The organism is Paenibacillus silagei (assembly GCF_017874735.1).
GTDB classification, from domain to species: Bacteria; Bacillota; Bacilli; order Paenibacillales; family Paenibacillaceae; genus Paenibacillus_AQ; species Paenibacillus_AQ silagei.
Window position 1 is genome coordinate 49,254 of the sequence record NZ_JAGGLV010000012.1, and the last position, 18,345, is coordinate 67,598.

Genomic DNA, 18,345 nt, shown 5'->3' on the forward strand with positions numbered 1-18,345 from the left:
ATGATCAATATTCTGGTGGTGGACGATCAAAAGCATATCCGTGACGGGCTGCAGGCGATGCTCTGCCAGTTCCCGCAACAGCCGGGGCATATGTACAGCGCCGCTAACGGGCTTGAAGCCCTGGAGCTTCTCCGGTCGCACAGCATCCAGCTCGTCATTACCGATATCCGCATGCCGGATATGGACGGCCTTGCGCTTATGGCGCAAAGCCGGCAGGAAGGCCTGAAGGCGGATTATCTGATCATTAGCGGATACAGCGATTTCGCCTATGCCCAGAAGGCCATTGAGCTCGGGGCCAAAGGGTACCTGCTCAAGCCTGTGAAGCGTGAAGACCTGCAGGTCTCGGTGGAGCATATCTGGCAGGAGATCGAGACGCGCAGATTGCTCACCAGCAATATTGAGCGGCTCTCGCAGCGCGCCCGGGAGACGGACCGCAAGGAGCTGCGGATGTATATGCAAGGTGCGGCGGGCGATGAAGCGTGGATTGCCGCGACTGAGCAGCAGAACCCGGGGCTGTGGCGCAGCTACCGCCTCTGCCACCTGCGCGAGGAGCGCTGGATTAACCAGCCGGGGGCCAGCAGCAGTCACAGCATCGAAGCCGTGGCCTACCGTGTGTACGGCAGACAGGGCTGCATCTGTCTCCAGCACCGCCCCCACCTGGTCCTGGCCGTGGATGCAGCCATAGATCCGGGAGCCTTGCCTGCTGCGCTCAGCGAAGAGCAGATCGGGGCCGTCACGGCCATGACTGATCCGCACCAAGGATTAAGCACTCTGCCGGGCAGTTATACACAGGTGCTTGATCTGTACCGCCACAGCTTTCTTTTCCCGGATACGCGCTGCCTGCTGCCTCAGCACATCGCGCGGCTGGAGCAGCACTGGGAGCTTCCCTATGAGGAGCTGTACGCCCTCTTCCAGTTAACCGGCACAAGTAACAGCGGCAGAATCACCCAAGGGATCTCCAGCCTCTTCCACAAGGAGGTGCTTCAGCGCTATCACATCCGTTATACCCAGCAGCTATGCCGCGCCGTTGTCCGGATGATGGAGGATTATGAGCGTGTCATCCGTCCTTATCTGGGTGAAGAAGCGCTGGATCTGGAGTGTCTGCGCAATCTCTTCGACTATCCCGGCATCCGCGAATATATCCAGGCCTTACAGCAGCAGCTCCTGCGGCTCGACCAGTTCTACTATGAATACAAGTGCAGCTACCGCAGCTCGCAGGATCTGAATGAGGCCATCCGCTTCATCCACGAGAATTACCACAAGCCGCTGGATCTCGCCATGGTGTCCAATCATGTCTCGCTGAATTACGCCTACTTCTCCAACCAGTTCAAGAAGAATATCGGCAAGGGCTTCGCCGAATACCTGCGTGATGTGCGTCTGGGCAAAGCGCGGCGTCTGCTGGCCGAGACCGATCACAAGATCATTGAGATTGCCGCCATGGTCGGCTACGAGAGCTACAAAAGCTTCACCCGCGCCTTCCGCGAAGCCATGGACATGCAGCCGACCGAATACCGTCTGCTGATCCGCCGGAAGCCTGCCATTGAAGAGGATTACCGGGACACGGTGCTGTGAAAAAAGCTGAACCCCAGTGGGCCCGCGCGGGTAGCGCGAGCCCATTGTATGCTGTTTTCCGCATACATTTCGCTCACGTGCCTTCAGCGAGCCCATTGTATGCTGTTTTCCGCATACATTTCGCCCACGCGCCTTCAGCGAGCCCATTGTATGCTGTTTTCCGCATACATTTGGCCCACGCGCCTTCAGCGAGCCCATTGTATGCTGTTTTCCGCATACATTTGGCTCACGCGCCTTCAGCGAGCCCATTGTATGCTGTTTTTCGCATACATCTGGCCCACGCGCCTTCAGCGAGCCCAATGTGTTCGGTTTTCCGCATACATGCGGTCCACTCGCCTCACGCCAGCCCAATGTGTTCGGTTTTCCGCATACATTTGGCCCACGCGCCCCGCATCAACCCATCACTGGCAGCAGAACCCAAAAAATTGGGTTAAAACAAAAAGGATTGTCCCTTTTAGCAGCTGACAAGTTTCGATAGAATAAAGATGTTCTCTCACATGTAAGCGGTTACCTTCACTACCATTTTATTAAAGGAGGGCAAGTATGAAGCGACTTTATACTATGCAAACGCAACCCGGTTTCAACCAGAAGGTGCTTAGTCTGTTCCTGGTCCTGCTGCTGCTGTCCGGCATCGGCCAGCTCCCTGCTTCAGGCATTCAGCGCGCAGAGGCCGCAGGAACTACAGTTAGCTCAATGGCTTATTTCTCAGCGGCAGACGGTCCGGTCATCTCCAAATCAGGCGTCGGGCAGGCGAGCTACGGGTTCGTGATGCCGGTATTCAACGGCGGGACTGCGTCCTGGAGCGATGTTTCGGATGATGTAGGCGTCAAAGTGAAAGTAAATGGCAATTGGGTAGACATCGACAGCGTTGGCGGCTTTGTCTACAACCAGAACTGGGGACACTGGAGCGATGGAGGCCAGAACGGCTACTGGTTTACCCTCTCGGCTACAACCGAGATCCAGCTCTACTCCAAGGCGAATAGCGGGGTTACGCTGAATTATACACTGGCTTTTCAGAACCTGAACAAGACCACCATCACCGCAATGGCACCGACCCAGGGCCCGCAGATTACAGCAGGCTTCACGGGCGGCGCAGGCTTCACCTACCCTACCTTCAATAATGATCCGGCGCTCACCTATGAAGCTGTGGCCGATGATCTGAAGGTATATGTGAAGCCGGTGAACAGCAGCACCTGGATTGACATTGATAACAATGCAGCCAGCGGCTGGATCTACGACAGCAACTTCGGCCAGTTCACCGAAGGCGGCGGCGGATACTGGTTCACCGTCACCGAATCGATCAATGTGAAGCTGCAATCTAAGACCTCATCAGCCAATCTGATCTACACCCTTACCTTCAACCAGCCGGTCAGAAATTCCTATGTACTCACCGCCTATGAAGGCACAGCTTTCACTGCAGATAACAACGGATCAATTGGTTTCCCTTTGCCGAAGATTGACGGAGGTGCACCAATCGGCAGCGAGCTGAACAAATATGTGTATCAGATCAAAATCGGCGGCCAGTGGGTCGATCTGAGCACTTCCGCCCAGAGCGGCTTCGTCTACGCAGGCAACGGCTATAATAATATGTCTGCGGCGAACCAGTGGGGCTATTGGGCAGATTATGTGTATGGATTGTGGTTCCAACCGATCCAGGAGAATATGGAGATCCGCATCGGCTATCCGTTAAACGGCCAGCAGGGCGGCAATATCGCCAGCAATTATGTGTATTATACCTTCACCGGCAATCCGAATGCCCCGCGTCCAGATGAAAGCGATCAGGAAGATATTACGTTAGGTACTCCGTCAGATCCTGCCGTAGCTGGCATGAACCTGCTCTGGCAGGATGAGTTCAGCGGAACCGCACTGGATACCAGTAAGTGGAACTATGAGCAGGGTTACTATATCACCAATGACCCTAACAGCTGGGGCTGGGGGAATAACGAGCTGCAGCATTATACGAATAGTACCGAGAATGTATTTGTCCAGAACGGACAACTGAATATCCGGGCCAAGAGCGATCCGAAGTCCTTCCCGCAGGACCCGAACCGGTATGCACAATATTCCTCCGGCAAAATCAACACCAAAGACCATCTATCCTTCCAGTACGGCCGGGTGGACATCCGTGCCAAGCTGCCGACAGGGAACGGGATCTGGCCCGCCCTGTGGATGCTTCCACAGGATGCGGCTTACGGTGCCTGGGCGGCATCCGGCGAGATTGACATTATGGAAGCCAAAGGACGGCTGCCCGGCACGACCAGCGGCGCGGTTCACTTCGGCGGACAATGGCCGGTGAACAAGTACATCGCCGGGGAGTATCACTTCCCGCAAGGTCAGACCTTTGCGAACGACTATCACGTATATTCCATGGTCTGGGAAGAAGACAACGTGAAATGGTATGTGGACGGCAAATTCTTCTTCAAGGTCAATAGAGAGCAGTGGTATTCTGTAGCGGCACCGAACAACCCTAATGCTCCCTTCGACAAGCCCTTCTATCTGATTATGAATCTGGCAGTGGGCGGACATTTCGACGGCGGACTGACTCCGGCTCCGTCCGATATTCCGGCAACGATGCAGGTCGATTATGTACGGGTGTATAAGGAAGGCAGCGGTGGCGGAAATCCCGGGAACCCGGGCAATCCGGGTACCGTTCCGGTTAGCGGCGTTACCGTAACTCCGTCAACCTCCCAAGTGGAGATTGGACAGAATGTCCAATTAACAGCTAACGTAGCACCTTCCGGTGCGTCCAACAAACAGGTGAACTGGACTGTAGCGAACAGCAACATTGCATCAGTGAGCCAGAGTGGTCTTGTTACCGGAATTGCAACGGGAACCACTACCGTTACTGCAACAACCGCGGATGGTAACAAAACTTCCAGCAGCACAATCACTGTAGTCTCCCCGCCGCCAGCAACCATTGTGATCGGCGATCAGGTGCGCGGCTTGAAGAAAACAGGCAATAACCTGCTCTTTTATGTGAACGGCGCCACCTTTGCCGATCTGCATTACAAGATCAACGGCGGCGGCCAGCAGAACGTAGCCATGACCTCCGCAGGCAACGGCAATTACACCTACGCGGTCAATAACGTGCAGCAAGGCGATTCCGTAGAGTATTTCTTCACTTACAATCCGGGCCAAGGGGCGCTGGACACCCCCTGGAAGACTTATATACACGGGGTAACCCAAGGAACGCCGGAGTAACCGCGGGATTGCTTCAAACAGATAAGCGGCCGGATGAGCCGGCGCTTCATAGGACATCTATCGCAGGGGATGAGGAAGTCATGGACTTCTTCATCCCCTGTTTTTTGCTGTATCAGGGTGAGCTTAGAACAAGCAGAATAAATTCCCGGAAACAAAATGTGACCGGATGCCGTCCTAAAGGGTGTTATAGATAAAGGAGGGCATAACCTCATGCAGCAACCCATGACCCGGCCGGGCCATCCTGTGATGAAGAGCTACGAACAATATGCAGATATGCTGTACCGGATTGCCCTGGTTCATCTGGGCAGCCGCCAGGATGCCGAAGAGGCTACGCAGGACACCTTCATCAAGCTGATGGAGAAGGCTCCCGTATTCAAAGATGACGAACACCAGAAGGCCTGGCTGATCCGGGTCATCACCAATCATTGCAAGAATCTGCTGGGCAGAGGCTGGCGCAAGCGCGAGGTCAAGCTCGAAGGGGTGGAGCCAGTTACGGCCGATAACCCCGAGGAGCTGGCGGTCTTGCAGCTCGTGCTGGCACTGCCGGTGAAGTATAAGACTGTCATTCATCTGTACTATTATGAGGATTACGCTGTCCAGGAGATCAGCAGAATTCTGCAGATCAGCGAGTCTGCCGTGAAGATGAGACTTCAACGCGGGCGGCAGCTGTTAAGACTGGAGCTGGAAGGAGCAGAAGCGGAATGAAGGAAGATCAGTTTCGAACCCAATATAAGAAAGCGGTGGATACTATGAGTTCAAGCAGAGAAATGAAGCAAGGTTTAGAAGGTAAAATGGAACAAAAGCGCCGTCCGCGTAAAATGGTCTATATTGCAGCAAGCGTACTGGTTGCTGCCGGTATCGGCCTAGCCGGACCAAGCGTGATGAAGCAGCTGGGCGGAACGTCTTCCCCGAATCAAGTAGCCCAGGTAGAGCCGGGCACACCTGCGGCCGGGAATTCTGCCGGAGTCGTCATTCCCAAGATCGAGCTGCCGGATAAAAGCTCTGGTGCTGTGGCCGATATGATCGGCCTGGTCGTCTACCAGGGCAATATCTATACCCAGGCGGCGATCCGCATTGAGGCGGCCGATGCGGCTGCACTGCGCGGGGAAAAGCTGGGCCGCACGACCAGCGGAATTGATGAATGGAGCGGCAAGGATGCGTATACGGAGCTGGCCTCGAACATCGGGGAGACAGATATCTATGCTGTCAAAGGATATGATTCCGGCTTCCTGGTCATGTCTTATACAGAGGCAGACGGTCAGGTGTTCGCGGAGCTGTACGAACATACGAACGGAATTACCGTGAACAGCGGAGCCGATCTGATCGGCAAGCTGAACCTGGACGGGCGCATTGCCTCTGCCCAGTGGGAGAGCTTCGATAGCTGGAACAACGGCAAGCAGCAATACCTTCCGCTGCCGGAAGGCGCAGCGCTTAACGGCTTCCTGAGCGCGCTTAATGCCGCCAAGCCGCTGTCCGCAGACTCGCTCATGGCGCAAGGCATCTATGACAATGAGGACCGCAAGCTGGTTTACCTCGAACTTGCTGACAAAGCCCGGGTAGAGCTAACCTTGTTCGGCAAGGGACTTGTGCGCTACGGCAATGCGCCAGTATTCTTCGAGGTTGAGCCCGGGGCCTTCCAGGCGCTGTGGGATAACCTAAAATAGTTCAAAGGCCATCCCTCCCGGGATGGCCTTAAGCTTTTACATACGATAGAAAGTAAACCATCCTATACACCGCAGATTTATTCACCTAAGAGAAAATTCCCGTGCTACCCTTCCATTTTTCCTTAATATACTCCTTGATCTGTTCCGCCAGCGCGGCCGTAGGTGTAGAAGTGGAGTCAAAAGTAGGCATCGGCGGATCATATTCCGTATCGGCATGGTCCAGCAGCCACTGCGCGAATTCCTCGTGCTGCCTGAGCATATCTTCAGTCCAGATAGCTGCATCCTCCCGGCCCCGCAGGCGGGCATTTCGGGTGGCATCGTCACAATGCAGGTTAATAAAGTGCACTTCACTGAAGGCATCGTACACATCGCATTTCTTGGCGTCCCAGGCCATCATCGTCCCGCAAATAATCGTCCCTCTTCCCGACAACGCAACGGCACGCGCACAATGAAAGAGCACATTATACCGGTCCTGATACTCCAGCTTCTTCCCCGTGCTTCCGAAGTTATCATCATCCGTACTGAACAGCACAAATTCCGGCATCTGCTTCCTCAGCTCGTGCATGACCGTGGTTTTACCTACTCCGCTGGCTCCGGTGATAATGAATAATGGCAACTTGGTAGTCATATGTCCTCCATCCCCTCTTCACTCAAATATTCCGATATGTACCGCTGATCCGCCTCCGAGCTTGTCCAGAACACTACGGGTGCATGCGTAATGTTCATCCGGCGCAAGGCCACATTCCGGTGGCGTCCGTCATTGATTGCAAACTTCCCGTCAGCATAATTTACAATTAACGGAGGCATATCCCACTTGCTGTAACAGGCTGTCATCGACTCTACAATACTGAAGAAACGGGCTTTTTCATCTAATTCAGTCAGATACGAGGGTGCACCTTCCTCTATTCCGAACCTCGTGATATCCACAGCCACCGGACCTGTATAGACTCGAGGTTCCAGCAATAATCCGTCTGCCAACACCACATTCTTCCCGTCATTCCGCAAAAAAAGCTGCAGCCACTCGTGGATAGCCCCCCGCCGGGCATACTCCATTGCACAACCAGCCGTTCCGTATATCATCCTGAATGTCTGCCTTTCCTTGTGGGATGTCTTCATCATAGCCGTGAGAGCAGCAGTCCTTCTATATCGAGAATAATTTAAACTATTCCCGCCATATCCGCTCAGTCCGGTGTGTACATCACATACTGCTTCAGATATTGCTCGTCACCGGCTAATTCCGTCATCCAGACAATGACAGGATATTCGCTTACACCAGTACGATGAAGCGCTTCCAGTAACGGATTACCGCAGTTCAGTTCCATCCTCCCTTGCGCAACCTTCGCGATGAGGGGCGGAGTGGCTTCACCCGCTTGAATTTGTTTGGTCCAGTGCATAACCTTTTGCTCAAAATCCTCCCGGTCCACCCTCCACTTCATCCCGCTCTCCGGTCCGCTCGTTCTGTCCAGTAAGGAGAGCGGGATCCACAGCGGACCCTCATACGTTCTGTTTATCAGTGCAAGGCCTTCCGAGAAATTCTTGTTGCGGCGGCCGAACAGCACATAGGTATGCACCCACTCCTCCAGCATCCCTGCTTCTGCGTATGCTGCGGCGGACGGTGCTGTGGGATCGTAATCCAGTTTGTTGGTGTTCTTTTTGGAGTATACAATACGTTTAATGGTCTCCTGGGACAGATAGTATTCCTTCGACAGCTCAGCGATTGGGGTTCCGTGAAGATACTTATTGTAGATCAGCTGGTTGCGTCTGACGAGAAGCTGGCGGTAGCCCGAAGCCTCCCCCCACGCCTTCTTATCATCATCCTGCGGAATATACAGCAGCTTGCCCGCCGCATATTTCTTCACTTCCTTAAGCAGCTTCTCCGGCAAAAGCTCCCCGGCATTCTCATAGTTCATAGGTTCACCTGCCTGTAGATCATTTACAATTCTAGAGCGCCTTCCACGCGGTATTTCTTCTCCCATTCCGATACATGGCTGGAGTCCAAGCGAATCAGCTTTGCCGGAGTATATTCGATAGACGTAGACGAATTGGCCCCGCCGCCGTCCGGCAGGACACGCAGCTCTTTAATTCTGCGTACAACCTCTTCATCCGTTCGGATCTCAGCCGCTTCTTCCTCGGACACCACCAGCAGCGGAATATCCTCCTGTACAGTAGTGAACACGCCATTACCATCTGTGTAAGACAATTCAGCCGCCAGGCTGTACTCCCCGCAAGGGACTGGCTCCCGGGTGAAGATTTCAACGTACAGGTCCGTTACTGACTGCGTATCGTCAATCCATATTCTCCCACTGCTATCTTCAACAGCACCATTCAGATTAGGGGACCGGTGAAGCCCTGCCGGAAGGATTAATTGTAAGCGGGCATTCTGCACCCCGCCGGGCAGCGCGATGTGAAGCCAGAGATGATTCATTCCTTCTTCCTGCTCTATAGCAGATTTTGCAAAACGCATTTGGATCATACCTGCCCCTCCTCTTGAAGTAGTCTAGTAATCGTCTCAAGCATCTTCTCCTTCAGCGCCGTTGAGATGCGCGGACTAACGGAGAGAATGACATCCTCACTAACAACATGCATCTCACTCTGGAGCATCTGATCCGATTGGTAAAGCCGCAGGTTATCGCCCAGCTTCATGATTTCGTCCATCGTCAGTCCGGCTAACTTCTCTTGGGCTGAGGCCAGCGTCTCGCCGCTCCTGGTTAATACAAGGATCGCCCGTAAATAATGCAAATGACTATCTGTATACGCCCTCTTATTGCCCACCAGTTCCAGCGGCGGCAGCATTCCGATCTGCGTATAGTACCTGACTGTCCGCAGATTCATCTGCGGATCTTCATTCTGTAACACCTCAGCCAACTGCTTAGCAGTGTACGTATGCATCTTACTCCCCTTTCTTATCCAAACAAAAAAAGTTACACTACACTGTATATGTTACAGTGTAGTGTAACTCATTGTTAATGTCAATAAGTTACTCTCCTTATATGCTATAATGCCAAAAGGAATCGTGGAACTTCTTGTGAGCATTCATGTAAAACGGCCTTCACGACTCGTTCAGTCATTATGCACCGGAAAAGAGGACCACAACAATGGATATACGAAAATTAAAATACTTCATTGCGGTTGCGGAAGAGCTTCATTTCCATCGTGCCGCAGAGAAATTACATATGACACAGCCTCCGTTGACCCAGCAGATACAAGCCCTGGAACAAGAGCTTGGTGTGAAGCTATTTGAACGGAACAAGCGTCAGGTCCGCCTCACACCGGCGGGAGCTGTTTTTTATGAGGAAGCCAGCCGGGTTTTATCTCAACTGGAGCGGTCTATTCAAACTGTACGGCTGGCTAGCCAAGGCATCATTGGACATTTGAACATTGCATTCATCGGTTCAGCAGAAGGCGGAATCATGGTCGATGTGCTCAAAATATTCCGGCAACGGTTTCCTCAAATACAGCTAAACCTGCTGGAAATGACTTCTGCCCAGCAATGGCAGGCGTTGCACGACGGTACCATCCATATTGGATTCATGCGCTTCATTGAGCCGGCACAGAATATTAATCATTGCAGCTTGATCAACGAAACTCTGGTTGCCGTATTGCCTGATCAACATCCGCTCGCCAAGCTGCCTGCATTGCCAGTCTCCGCTTTGCGTTCCGAGCCTTTTATCTTCTTTCCGCGTAAGCACGGTCTTCCTTTTCATGATCTGATTATGGGCTTTTGCGCTGAGCATGATGTCTACCCTCAGGTTGTACAGGAAGCCGTGCAAATGTATACCATTGTGAACCTTGTGGCAGCGAACCTGGGGGTTTCCATTGTCCCTTCTTCAGTTTCCGTCTTCCAGCGCAGCGGAGTCGTATTCAGACCCTTTGAAGACAATGTCCCGGCTGTCCCCTTTTATGCCGCCTGGAGAACGGATACGAATCAGGCCATCCTCCCTGCATTTATAGAGATTTTACAAGAACATAATTCCAGGTGAAAGGTGAGCGGACAGCGTTATTCACCCGGTTTTTGCAGGAGCACGCTCAACTAGCCCCTCTAATATTCTGTCGATCTCACTCAGCAAATCAGATCCAAGACGCACCCCTGAAGCCTTAACATTCTCTTGTACCTGCTCTGGTCTGGATGCCCCAATGATTGCAGCCGACACCTGCGGATTCTGCAGCACCCATGCGATGGCCAATTGCGGCAGGGTCAGCCCCGCTTCGTGTGCAAGTGAGGACAGCCGGGAGACCGCCGTAAGAACCTCTGTGTGCAGCCACTGGCCAGCCAATCGTTCAAAAAACGGAGAACCCGCTGAAGTCGAAGCACGGGACCCCTGCGGGACAGGTTGATTCGGCAGATATTTTCCCGACAGAATGCCTTGGGCCAGCGGTGACCAGACAACCTGCCCGATTCCTTCCTGCTCAGAAGCCTGGATAACCTCCGCTTCGATCACCCGCCATAACATCGAATATTGCGGCTGGCTAGCCACCAAGGGAACCCTCAGCTCCCGGGCCAACACCGAGGCTTGTGTAATCTGTTCAGCCCTCCATTCGCTGATCCCCACATACAGAACCTTCCCTTGACGCACCAGATCAGAGAAGGCCAGGAAGGTCTCCTCCAGCGAAACCTTATTGTCAAATCTATGGGCATAATAGATATCTATATAATCCGTCTGCAGCCTTTTCAACGAGGAGTTACAAGCTTCCATGATATGCTTCCGGGATAATCCCCGGTCATTGGGGCCTGTTCCTGTAGGCTGATAGACCTTGGTACATAGCTCGATGCTCTCCCGCCGCACACCTGTTAAGACTTGTCCCAGCACCGTCTCCGCCTTCGTATCCGAATACACATCTGCGGTGTCAAATGTAGTAATTCCCGCATTCAATGCAGCATGGACACAAGCTTTGGCGGTGTCATTATCCACTTGAGCCCCATGCGTAATCCAGTTTCCAAAAGCAATCTCACTGACCGATAAGCCGCTGGCACCCAATTTACGATATTCCATCTTCTTACCTCCTTTTAATAGCCATTTAAGCGTAACAAATTACTATTAATAGGTGAAATATCTTTTAATTATTCTTTTGATATGAAAAAAGTATCACAGAGTCATTCAATGCATTCTTTTAGGTAAACCTGGCTCAACATGCAAAGACCCCTCCATTAAAATGGAGAGGCCTTCTTAGATCTATAGCGTAGCTACTGTCTGCTCATACAACCCCTGTTCTACCCCACCGACAAACGGCGTCCACTCCCCTGCAGTATACAACTGCAGCCGGTGCATAGCCCGGGTACATGCCGTATAAAAAAGCTTCCGCTCGCTCTCCCTGTGATACGTCTGCGGGGAGGCGTCGTAGATCAGTACGGCATCGAACTCCACGCCTTTGGCAAGATAAGCGGGGATCACCTGTATTCCTTTTTCAAAAGTGGGCGTATTCTTCGTAATGAGCCTCAGCTCCGGGGCGCCACCTTGGGCAGTCAGGCACTCATAAGCTTCTCTGCTCTCTGCGGCCGTCTTCGTAATCACAGCGATGGAGCTATAGCCTTCAGCCTGAAGCTCCGCGAGATCTTTCACGATGCGCTCCGCCCTCAACTCACGATTGTCCAGCTTAGCCAATACCGGCTTCCGGCCCCTCCGTTCAAAAGCCACAATCGCCTCGCCGCCGGGCAGCAGCCGCTTCGTAAACTCCACAATCTCAAAGGTCGAGCGGTAGCTGCGGACCAGCAGGAACTGGCTAGTCTCTTCTTCTCCATAAAGCTTCAGCAGCGGTGAGCTGCTTCCATACAGATTCGTCGCCTGCGTGAAGATCGCCTGGCCGAAGTCTCCCAGCACCGTCATGCGGGCACGCGGAAACAGCTTTTTGAGGAACTCATACTGGAACATGGAATAATCCTGGCCTTCATCCACAAAAATATGCCGCACCTGCGTATTCGTCCGCACACCTTCGATTAGCTCTTTTAAATACAAATACGGGGTCGCATCTTCATACCAGAGTGTCCCGCTATCCAGCATCTTCCGGGTCTGCGCACAGATCTCCGGCCACAGCTCCGGCACCTCCGGTTCACCCGTCATTTCCCTGTAGGCCGTTTCATCACTGAACAATTGACGGTAGAGCCCGGCCATGTCGATAAAGGTGAACTTCCTGATCCCCCGTCTCAGCGGTTTGAACTGCTCCTTCACGATCATCTGGGCCAGCAGCTCTTCCTCCCGTTCGGCGAAATCAAAGTCACTCTCATCCTGCTCGCGCTTGTGGACCAGCAATTCCTGAAGGCGGAGGTATTTCTCGGCAAAATCAAACACGCCCCGTTCCCTGTGCAGCATCCGGTATACTTCAGCGTATTGGTCATTGTCGAGGTAATTCATCTCTTCCTCTACCCAGGCGGCTCCCTGCTCCTGCTTTTGCAGTCTGGCCAGCTCTTCTTGCAGCCATTTCTGCACCAGCGTAATCCGGTTAGGCAGACGAATCGAAGGATCAAAGCTGTATAGCTTGCTCTTGATTTGCTCCCCCGAGATTAACACGCGGTCCCGGAAGCGAATGTCCTTGAACAGCATCCCCTCCAGCTTCAGCCACTGCGCATAACCCTGAAGTGCCCGGAGGAAGGCTTCCGACGCCTTATATCCGACTCCCTTGAGACGGGCTTCATACCCCTCTTCCTGCTGAGCGGTAAGCACATATTCCATCTGATCGAACGAATCTTCAATCCGGTAATCCTGACCCAGCCACGTTTCCAGATATTCCTGAAAGGTCGTCTGCTGCATATTCTCTTCACCCAGCTCCGGAAGAACGGTAGATACATAACTATTGAACATCGGGTTAGGGGAAAATAACACAATCTGATCCGCCGTCAGCCGCTCGCGGTGTTTGTACAGCAGGTAGGCTACGCGCTGGAGCGCTGCCGAGGTTTTGCCGCTGCCCGCCGCTCCCTGCACAATAAGCATCCGGCTCGTATCGTTACGAATAATCGCGTTCTGCTCGGCCTGAATCGTGGCTACAATGCTCTTCATTTGTGAATCTGCGCCTTTGCCAAGCACCTGCTGGAGCAGCTCATCTCCGATCGTAACGCTCGAATCGAACAAATGCTGGAGCTGACCGTCACGGATCTGGTACTGCCGCTTCAGTTCCATCGTTCCGCTAATCCGTCCTCCGGGTGTGTCGAAGGCTGCTTTTCCTGGCGGATAGTCGTAGTACAGGCTCGCAATGGGGGTCCGCCAGTCATAGACCACGAAGCTCAGACCATCCTCTTCGATGAAGGAGGACACTCCGATATAGACCTGTTCCACAGCCTCCTGACCCTCCTCGTGAAAATCAATCCGGCCAAAATAAGGCGACGGCAGCAGCCGCTGCATATTCTTCCATTGCCGCAGCTTCCGCGCATGACTGCGTTCCCGTTCAGACAGGACTGCGTCCTGCTGGGTAATGGTGAAGAAGCTCTCTTCGAAATCCTCCTCCGTACTCGTATTGACCGTAACCTCTTCCCAGAATCTCCGGCGGATGTCCGTAGCCTGCTCCTTCAGCTGGCCAACCTCCGGCTCCAGGCTTGCGATCCCCGATTTCAGCTTCTCTTTGACCTGCTCCAGCCACTCCTGCTCCTGCTCCCAGCTGCTTACCTTCTCCATCACCTGATCACTCCTCTTTCTTGACATAGTCCCAAACAGGCGGGTTGACAAACCGGATGTCCCTTTGCTATAATTAAGATATAAATAAGATGCGTTACCTCCGATCTGATTTTCGAAAATAGTCAACAGTCTTCTAACATTAGCATATTATTTCTTTGTATGCAATACTTCCTGAATCATAATTAACCCTGGCGCTTGCGCCAGGGTTTTGTTGTTTAGGTGATAACCTGTCCTTGTATTCCCCGCTGAAACGGCTAACCGTCTGCTCACCAGCACAGCCGTTACACCGGTCTCTCGATCTCAAAAATCTCCCCAATCCCCGCATAGTTATTCCCTGCCAACCGGCTTACCGCCCCTAATCGTACCGGATCAATCCTTCCCTGTTCGTAAATCTCTTCGTCCAGATGAAACTGCACGATCCTGCCAATCACTAGGTCATTATTCGGCAGCTCCAGGCAATGCTCCAACACACATTCCATCCGCACCTTCGCTTCCTGGACGCCGGGGACCTTAATTCGCTGGCTATCCACAGGCGTCATACCTGCTAAGGCGACCTCACTCTGGTCAGGCGGCAACGGTGCAGCAGTCATATTCACTTGTCTGACATTCTGCTCATCCACAATATGAACCACAAACTCCTTCATGTGCTTGATGTTGCGTGCAGTATCCTTGGACTGACCCCCGGCATGCTGAATAGAGATAGAAATCATCGGCGGGTTGGAGGATACAATATTGAAGTAGCTGAACGGCGCACCGTTCAAGACCCCATCCTCCGACAAGGTAGTTACAAAAGCAATCGGACGCGGAATAATCGTCCCGACCAGAAGCTTATAATTATCCCGTTCGGTGCCCTGCTGCGGATCAATAGTGATCATGCTCGTGCCTCCCTTTTAATGTCAAAGCAGATTAGTCAAGCTCTCTTACAGTAACCGGCAGCAGAACTTGTTCAATCTGTGCTCTGTGCGGCTCGTATTGTTCCGGCAGCATCAGGCTGGTCCCCATCGTCTCCGGCGTTTCATCATGAGCGAAGCCCGGAGGATCGGTAGCGATCTCGAACAGAATCTCCCCATGCTCTCTGAAGTAGATGGCGTTGAAATAATTCCGGTCCTGCACAGGCGTTACCCCATATCCATTATCATGTACAACTTCCTGCCATTCAAGCTGATCCTGATCATCCTTCGCTCTCCAGGCGATATGATGTACGGTGCCGACACCCATTTCACCGCGCGGTACAGCCGTTACCTTCAGCTCAACCACATTTCCAAGATCCGCAGCCGAATGGTAACGGGCGACATCACCTTCCTGCCCTGCGAATGTAAGTCCCATCACCTTCTCCAGCAGCTCCGCCGTTTGTTCAGGTTGAGTGGACAGCAGTGTTGCGCCGCCGAAGCCCTTGATTGCAACCTCAGGCGTTATGCCACCGAAAGTCCATTCATTACGCTCACCCGCCTCCCGTTCCACCAGCTCCAGATGCAGACCGTGCGGATCATCGAATTCCAGGTAGTGCTCTCCGAACCGCTCCATCTCTGTGTAAGCCACCTTGAATGCCGTGAGCCGCTCTCTCCAGAACGCCATCGCCCCGACCGGAATCACATATGAAGTCACACCAACCTGCCCGCCGCCGATCTTACCCTGATACGCATCCGCCCACGGGAAGAAGGTAATAATCGTTCCCGGCTTCCCGCCATCATTGCCGAAGTAGAAGTGATACGTTCCCGGATCGTCGAAATTGACCGTTTGCTTCACCAGCCGCAGCCCCAGTACCCCTGCATAAAAGTCCATATTCTCCTGCGGATGCCCGACAATAGCGGTGATATGATGAATACCCATGGTTTGTTTGTTCATTTGAATTGCCTCCTAAGTTGATTCATTCGAATTATATCTTTACTTTAAGATATTTGGTTAAACATTATCTTTAAGTTAAGATATTTTATATCCTTACTTTACTTTCTATAGTTACAGTTGTCAAGTACTTAAGTACAATAAATAGCCCCTTCTTAAGAAGAGGCCGCTGAACTAATAGTTTTTGAACACATTTTACTAGATGAACTGTGACAATCCTGCACATATTGCAACATTCTGCTCACTCTATGGCCCGTAATCAAAAAATGTTGCACAAAAGGCAGCTTTCCGCATCCACCAGACAGCTGGACGGAACTATTCCTGCTTTTTATACAACATTTCTCCCGAATACTTAGGTATTAATCAACCAGAGTTGCAATTTATGCAGTATTTCTTAGCTATCAGCATTAACTTTACTTAACAAGCTTTTTCTCATAAAAGCACAAGGTCAGCCTGTCGTTGATCTGTTGGGTCTCACCCGTCCTTCTGTAGCCCAGCTTTTCATACAAGTAGCAGTTTCGCTCCTCCTGCACGACGGTCGCCAGCCCCCACGTTTTCGCATCCGAATAGATCTCTTCAATCCGGGCGAATGCCTGCTGGGCGATGCCTTGGCTTTGGGATTGCGGAACTACACATAATTGACCGAGCCAGTAATGATGCTCATCTGTCTTCTTGACTCTCATGCTGCCTACAGCATTTCCGGCGTTTCGGATGATATAGTAATCAACAAAATCCTGATTCATCCGTTCTACGAGCCTCTCCAACGTTTCATTAGCCGGATTTGTCTCATAATCCTGATATTTCTCCAAGAGCGGCAGGAAGGCCTGAAGCTGCATAGCATGAATATCCGCCGCATCCTCCAACGTAGCTTTACTTAATGTAACCTCTGACTGTTTCATTGTATGTACCTCCTGGCTTTATACCCTATACACGTAGTCCCAATGTTCACCCTTAAGTACGGAGCCAGGCCCCATGTCCCGCTTCTGCTGCAAAATAAAACCAACGCGCTCATACATCCGTTGGGCTGGGATCAGATCATCATTGGTGGTCACCCGAATCTGCCCGACTTCATTCCGCAGGATTCGGTCGACCGCTTCTTGAAGCTGCATGGTACTGTAGCCTTTGCCTTTGTAGGCAGTTGCAATACAGTTATGGCCAATTTCAGCGTATCGTGGCATTTGCCTCGGGTCCCAGGATACGAAGCCAATAGCCTTACCATGCAGCGTAGTCATGAACCCATATTTATCTGCAATTTGCAGATTGTCAAAGAAAAAGTTGTCGAACTCCTGCCAATCCTCCAGACAGTTCTGCTCATACCTGCGGTCGAAGGAATAAGCATCCTTCAATAGTTCAAGCAATGTTCCCCGTTCAAACTGGCTGATTTTACTGAACTCAATGTTCATTTAATTCCCTTCTTTTCTTGGGTGTTGTAACTTTCACTTTAACACCACAGGTTCCAGCAGACTCAAATCATACAAATTCCCACTGCCCGCAGGGCTGTCATTGCGGATATGCTCTTCCAGGCAAAGTCTGCTGCGGTCCGAGCGGTACTTTTGGCTATGGGCTAACTGATCCATCAGTGTCTTCCAGGAGCCGCCAATGTCTTCGCTGCTGTCCAGCTTGGCGTATAGCCCCCCGGGCAGGGTCATTTCCTTGAAGGGTTCCGGCACGCTGATTCCTTCAGGAATTGTCGCACACATTCCATAGCCATAGGGTTTACCAGCACTACTTGGCATAGGCTTCATATTCCCGCCGAATAACCGCGCCGTGCCCAGGAGCTTTGCGGATTCCAACCAATCCATGATAGGACCCATCGCTTTGTCTTCCGGAGAAACGTCTACCACGATATGAAAGGCTACCCTCATAGTTGGCAGTGTAATCACTTTAAATGTGGACTGTCCGGTTACATTACTCATAAAGACATTCTCCATTTCGCTAAGCAGTTCCTCCTGAATGGAGGTTCTCTTATTGGAAGTATTCAGGTAATCGAGTACCTGATGTAATTGCTGTCCCATCTGTTCTAGTTCTTCCTGGTGCACCTGTAGAGCAAGTATCCTGTTCTGTATAACCTGCTTAAGCACAGGCACAGAACTTTTATCCAAGACAGCCTGTATTTCTCTGATCGGGATATCCATTCTCCGCAGCAGTGCTGTGATCCTGATACACTTAAGCGCATGTTCATCGTAGGTACGCCAGCCGGAAGATACCTCTCTCTTACTCTGAAACAATCCTTCTGCTTCCCAGTGCCGCAAGGTGCGGCTCGTCAGCCCGAGTTGCTCCGACAATTGCTGTATGCTAACAACCGTCCTGTTCATTTCTCCCTCCTTCCTGTGATCACATCCCTATCCTATCACTTGACGCAGCGGCAACTTCAAGGAGGAATTTGGATTACTGCCGTATGCTCCTTCAGCTTTGCTCGTATGGTCTGCATGGACTCACTCCTAACCCTACGCGAACTAAAGTTT

Annotated in this window: 17 protein-coding genes; 5 read left to right on the forward strand and 12 right to left on the reverse strand. The window is 52.1% G+C overall.

Translation table 11 applies throughout. The features are described 5' to 3' along the window. The 4 genes from J2Z70_RS18260 to J2Z70_RS18275 all read left to right on the forward strand — a co-directional run bounded on the left by J2Z70_RS18260 (nt 1) and on the right by J2Z70_RS18275 (nt 6,437). Nucleotides 1-1,572, forward strand: a complete 1,572-nt coding sequence (locus tag J2Z70_RS18260; protein ID WP_209875657.1) for a response regulator — start codon at nt 1-3, stop codon at nt 1,570-1,572. Between the two features lie 543 nt (nt 1,573-2,115). After that, on the forward strand, nt 2,116-4,773 hold the full coding sequence (locus J2Z70_RS18265; protein WP_209875659.1) for a family 16 glycosylhydrolase: 2,658 nt from the start codon (nt 2,116-2,118) through the stop codon (nt 4,771-4,773). Between the two features lie 210 nt (nt 4,774-4,983). Then, nucleotides 4,984-5,478: an RNA polymerase sigma factor gene (locus J2Z70_RS18270; protein ID WP_209875661.1), complete on the forward strand. Its 495-nt coding sequence runs from the start codon at nt 4,984-4,986 to the stop codon at nt 5,476-5,478. A gap of 86 nt (nt 5,479-5,564) precedes the next feature. Beyond that, nucleotides 5,565-6,437, forward strand: a complete 873-nt coding sequence (locus tag J2Z70_RS18275; RefSeq protein WP_245368336.1) for a hypothetical protein — start codon at nt 5,565-5,567, stop codon at nt 6,435-6,437. Between the two features lie 85 nt (nt 6,438-6,522). On the opposite strand, the gene J2Z70_RS18280 is transcribed toward J2Z70_RS18275, so the two are convergent. The 5 genes from J2Z70_RS18280 to J2Z70_RS18300 all read right to left on the reverse strand — a co-directional run bounded on the left by J2Z70_RS18280 (nt 6,523) and on the right by J2Z70_RS18300 (nt 9,293). Further along, complete coding sequence (locus J2Z70_RS18280; protein WP_209875665.1) at nt 6,523-7,065, reverse strand: P-loop nucleotide/nucleoside kinase family protein; 543 nt, start codon at nt 7,063-7,065, stop codon at nt 6,523-6,525. Continuing rightward, a complete protein-coding gene (locus tag J2Z70_RS18285) occupies nt 7,062-7,490 on the reverse strand; it encodes a ParB N-terminal domain-containing protein (RefSeq protein WP_209875667.1) in 429 nt (142 codons plus the stop codon). Before J2Z70_RS18285 ends, J2Z70_RS18280 begins: the two co-directional genes overlap by 4 nt. A gap of 128 nt (nt 7,491-7,618) precedes the next feature. Then, nucleotides 7,619-8,347 carry a CD3324 family protein gene (locus J2Z70_RS33335; protein ID WP_245368337.1) on the reverse strand — a complete coding sequence of 243 codons (729 nt, stop codon included), beginning with the start codon at nt 8,345-8,347 and terminating at the stop codon, nt 7,619-7,621. A 23-nt stretch (nt 8,348-8,370) separates the two neighbouring features. After that, on the reverse strand, nt 8,371-8,910 hold the full coding sequence (locus tag J2Z70_RS18295) for a hypothetical protein (protein ID WP_209875669.1): 540 nt from the start codon (nt 8,908-8,910) through the stop codon (nt 8,371-8,373). Continuing rightward, on the reverse strand, nt 8,907-9,293 hold the full coding sequence (locus tag J2Z70_RS18300) for a MerR family transcriptional regulator (protein WP_342593030.1): 387 nt from the start codon (nt 9,291-9,293) through the stop codon (nt 8,907-8,909). Before J2Z70_RS18300 ends, J2Z70_RS18295 begins: the two co-directional genes overlap by 4 nt. 239 nt (nt 9,294-9,532) lie before the next feature. On the opposite strand from J2Z70_RS18300, the gene J2Z70_RS18305 reads away from it, so the two are divergent. Further along, nucleotides 9,533-10,417 carry a LysR substrate-binding domain-containing protein gene (locus J2Z70_RS18305; protein WP_209875672.1) on the forward strand — a complete coding sequence of 295 codons (885 nt, stop codon included), beginning with the start codon at nt 9,533-9,535 and terminating at the stop codon, nt 10,415-10,417. Between the two features lie 21 nt (nt 10,418-10,438). Here the strand turns inward: J2Z70_RS18305 and J2Z70_RS18310 are convergent, their stop codons facing one another. From J2Z70_RS18310 to J2Z70_RS18340, 7 genes are all read right to left on the reverse strand, one after another. Further along, nucleotides 10,439-11,428 (reverse strand): aldo/keto reductase family protein, encoded by a 990-nt coding sequence (locus J2Z70_RS18310; protein ID WP_209875673.1) that lies wholly within the window; start codon nt 11,426-11,428, stop codon nt 10,439-10,441. A gap of 180 nt (nt 11,429-11,608) precedes the next feature. Next, entirely contained in the window at nt 11,609-14,038 is a 2,430-nt protein-coding gene (gene helD, locus J2Z70_RS18315; RefSeq protein ID WP_209875674.1) for an RNA polymerase recycling motor HelD, read from the reverse strand. 281 nt (nt 14,039-14,319) lie between these two features. After that, nucleotides 14,320-14,913: a flavin reductase family protein gene (locus J2Z70_RS18320; protein ID WP_209875675.1), complete on the reverse strand. Its 594-nt coding sequence runs from the start codon at nt 14,911-14,913 to the stop codon at nt 14,320-14,322. A gap of 31 nt (nt 14,914-14,944) precedes the next feature. Then, on the reverse strand, nt 14,945-15,883 hold the full coding sequence (locus J2Z70_RS18325) for a ring-cleaving dioxygenase (RefSeq protein WP_209875676.1): 939 nt from the start codon (nt 15,881-15,883) through the stop codon (nt 14,945-14,947). Nucleotides 15,884-16,293: 410 nt separating this feature from the next. Continuing rightward, nucleotides 16,294-16,779 carry a GNAT family N-acetyltransferase gene (locus tag J2Z70_RS18330; RefSeq protein WP_209875677.1) on the reverse strand — a complete coding sequence of 162 codons (486 nt, stop codon included), beginning with the start codon at nt 16,777-16,779 and terminating at the stop codon, nt 16,294-16,296. An 18-nt stretch (nt 16,780-16,797) separates the two neighbouring features. Beyond that, nucleotides 16,798-17,283, reverse strand: a complete 486-nt coding sequence (locus tag J2Z70_RS18335; RefSeq protein WP_209875678.1) for a GNAT family N-acetyltransferase — start codon at nt 17,281-17,283, stop codon at nt 16,798-16,800. 33 nt (nt 17,284-17,316) lie between these two features. Continuing rightward, on the reverse strand, nt 17,317-18,195 hold the full coding sequence (locus tag J2Z70_RS18340; protein WP_209875679.1) for a MerR family transcriptional regulator: 879 nt from the start codon (nt 18,193-18,195) through the stop codon (nt 17,317-17,319). Nucleotides 18,196-18,345 lie beyond the last annotated feature (150 nt).

Excerpts from the sequence above, each read along its gene's own strand:
- J2Z70_RS18320 (WP_209875675.1), bottom strand. The coding sequence starts at position 14,913 with ATGATCACTATTGATCCGCAGCAGGGCACCGAACGGGATAATTATAAG.
- J2Z70_RS18265 (WP_209875659.1), top strand. The coding sequence starts at position 2,116 with ATGAAGCGACTTTATACTATGCAAACGCAACCCGGTTTCAACCAGAAG.
- J2Z70_RS18295 (WP_209875669.1), bottom strand. The coding sequence starts at position 8,910 with ATGATCCAAATGCGTTTTGCAAAATCTGCTATAGAGCAGGAAGAAGGA.
- J2Z70_RS18305 (WP_209875672.1), top strand. The coding sequence starts at position 9,533 with ATGGATATACGAAAATTAAAATACTTCATTGCGGTTGCGGAAGAGCTT.
- J2Z70_RS18275 (WP_245368336.1), top strand. The coding sequence starts at position 5,565 with ATGGAACAAAAGCGCCGTCCGCGTAAAATGGTCTATATTGCAGCAAGC.
- J2Z70_RS33335 (WP_245368337.1), bottom strand. The coding sequence starts at position 8,347 with ATGAACTATGAGAATGCCGGGGAGCTTTTGCCGGAGAAGCTGCTTAAG.
- J2Z70_RS18310 (WP_209875673.1), bottom strand. The coding sequence starts at position 11,428 with ATGGAATATCGTAAATTGGGTGCCAGCGGCTTATCGGTCAGTGAGATT.
- J2Z70_RS18260 (WP_209875657.1), top strand. The coding sequence starts at position 1 with ATGATCAATATTCTGGTGGTGGACGATCAAAAGCATATCCGTGACGGG.
- J2Z70_RS18330 (WP_209875677.1), bottom strand. The coding sequence starts at position 16,779 with ATGAAACAGTCAGAGGTTACATTAAGTAAAGCTACGTTGGAGGATGCG.
- J2Z70_RS18270 (WP_209875661.1), top strand. The coding sequence starts at position 4,984 with ATGCAGCAACCCATGACCCGGCCGGGCCATCCTGTGATGAAGAGCTAC.
- J2Z70_RS18325 (WP_209875676.1), bottom strand. The coding sequence starts at position 15,883 with ATGAACAAACAAACCATGGGTATTCATCATATCACCGCTATTGTCGGG.
- J2Z70_RS18280 (WP_209875665.1), bottom strand. The coding sequence starts at position 7,065 with ATGACTACCAAGTTGCCATTATTCATTATCACCGGAGCCAGCGGAGTA.
- helD (WP_209875674.1), bottom strand. The coding sequence starts at position 14,038 with ATGGAGAAGGTAAGCAGCTGGGAGCAGGAGCAGGAGTGGCTGGAGCAG.
- J2Z70_RS18335 (WP_209875678.1), bottom strand. The coding sequence starts at position 17,283 with ATGAACATTGAGTTCAGTAAAATCAGCCAGTTTGAACGGGGAACATTG.
- J2Z70_RS18340 (WP_209875679.1), bottom strand. The coding sequence starts at position 18,195 with ATGAACAGGACGGTTGTTAGCATACAGCAATTGTCGGAGCAACTCGGG.
- J2Z70_RS18285 (WP_209875667.1), bottom strand. The coding sequence starts at position 7,490 with ATGGAGTATGCCCGGCGGGGGGCTATCCACGAGTGGCTGCAGCTTTTT.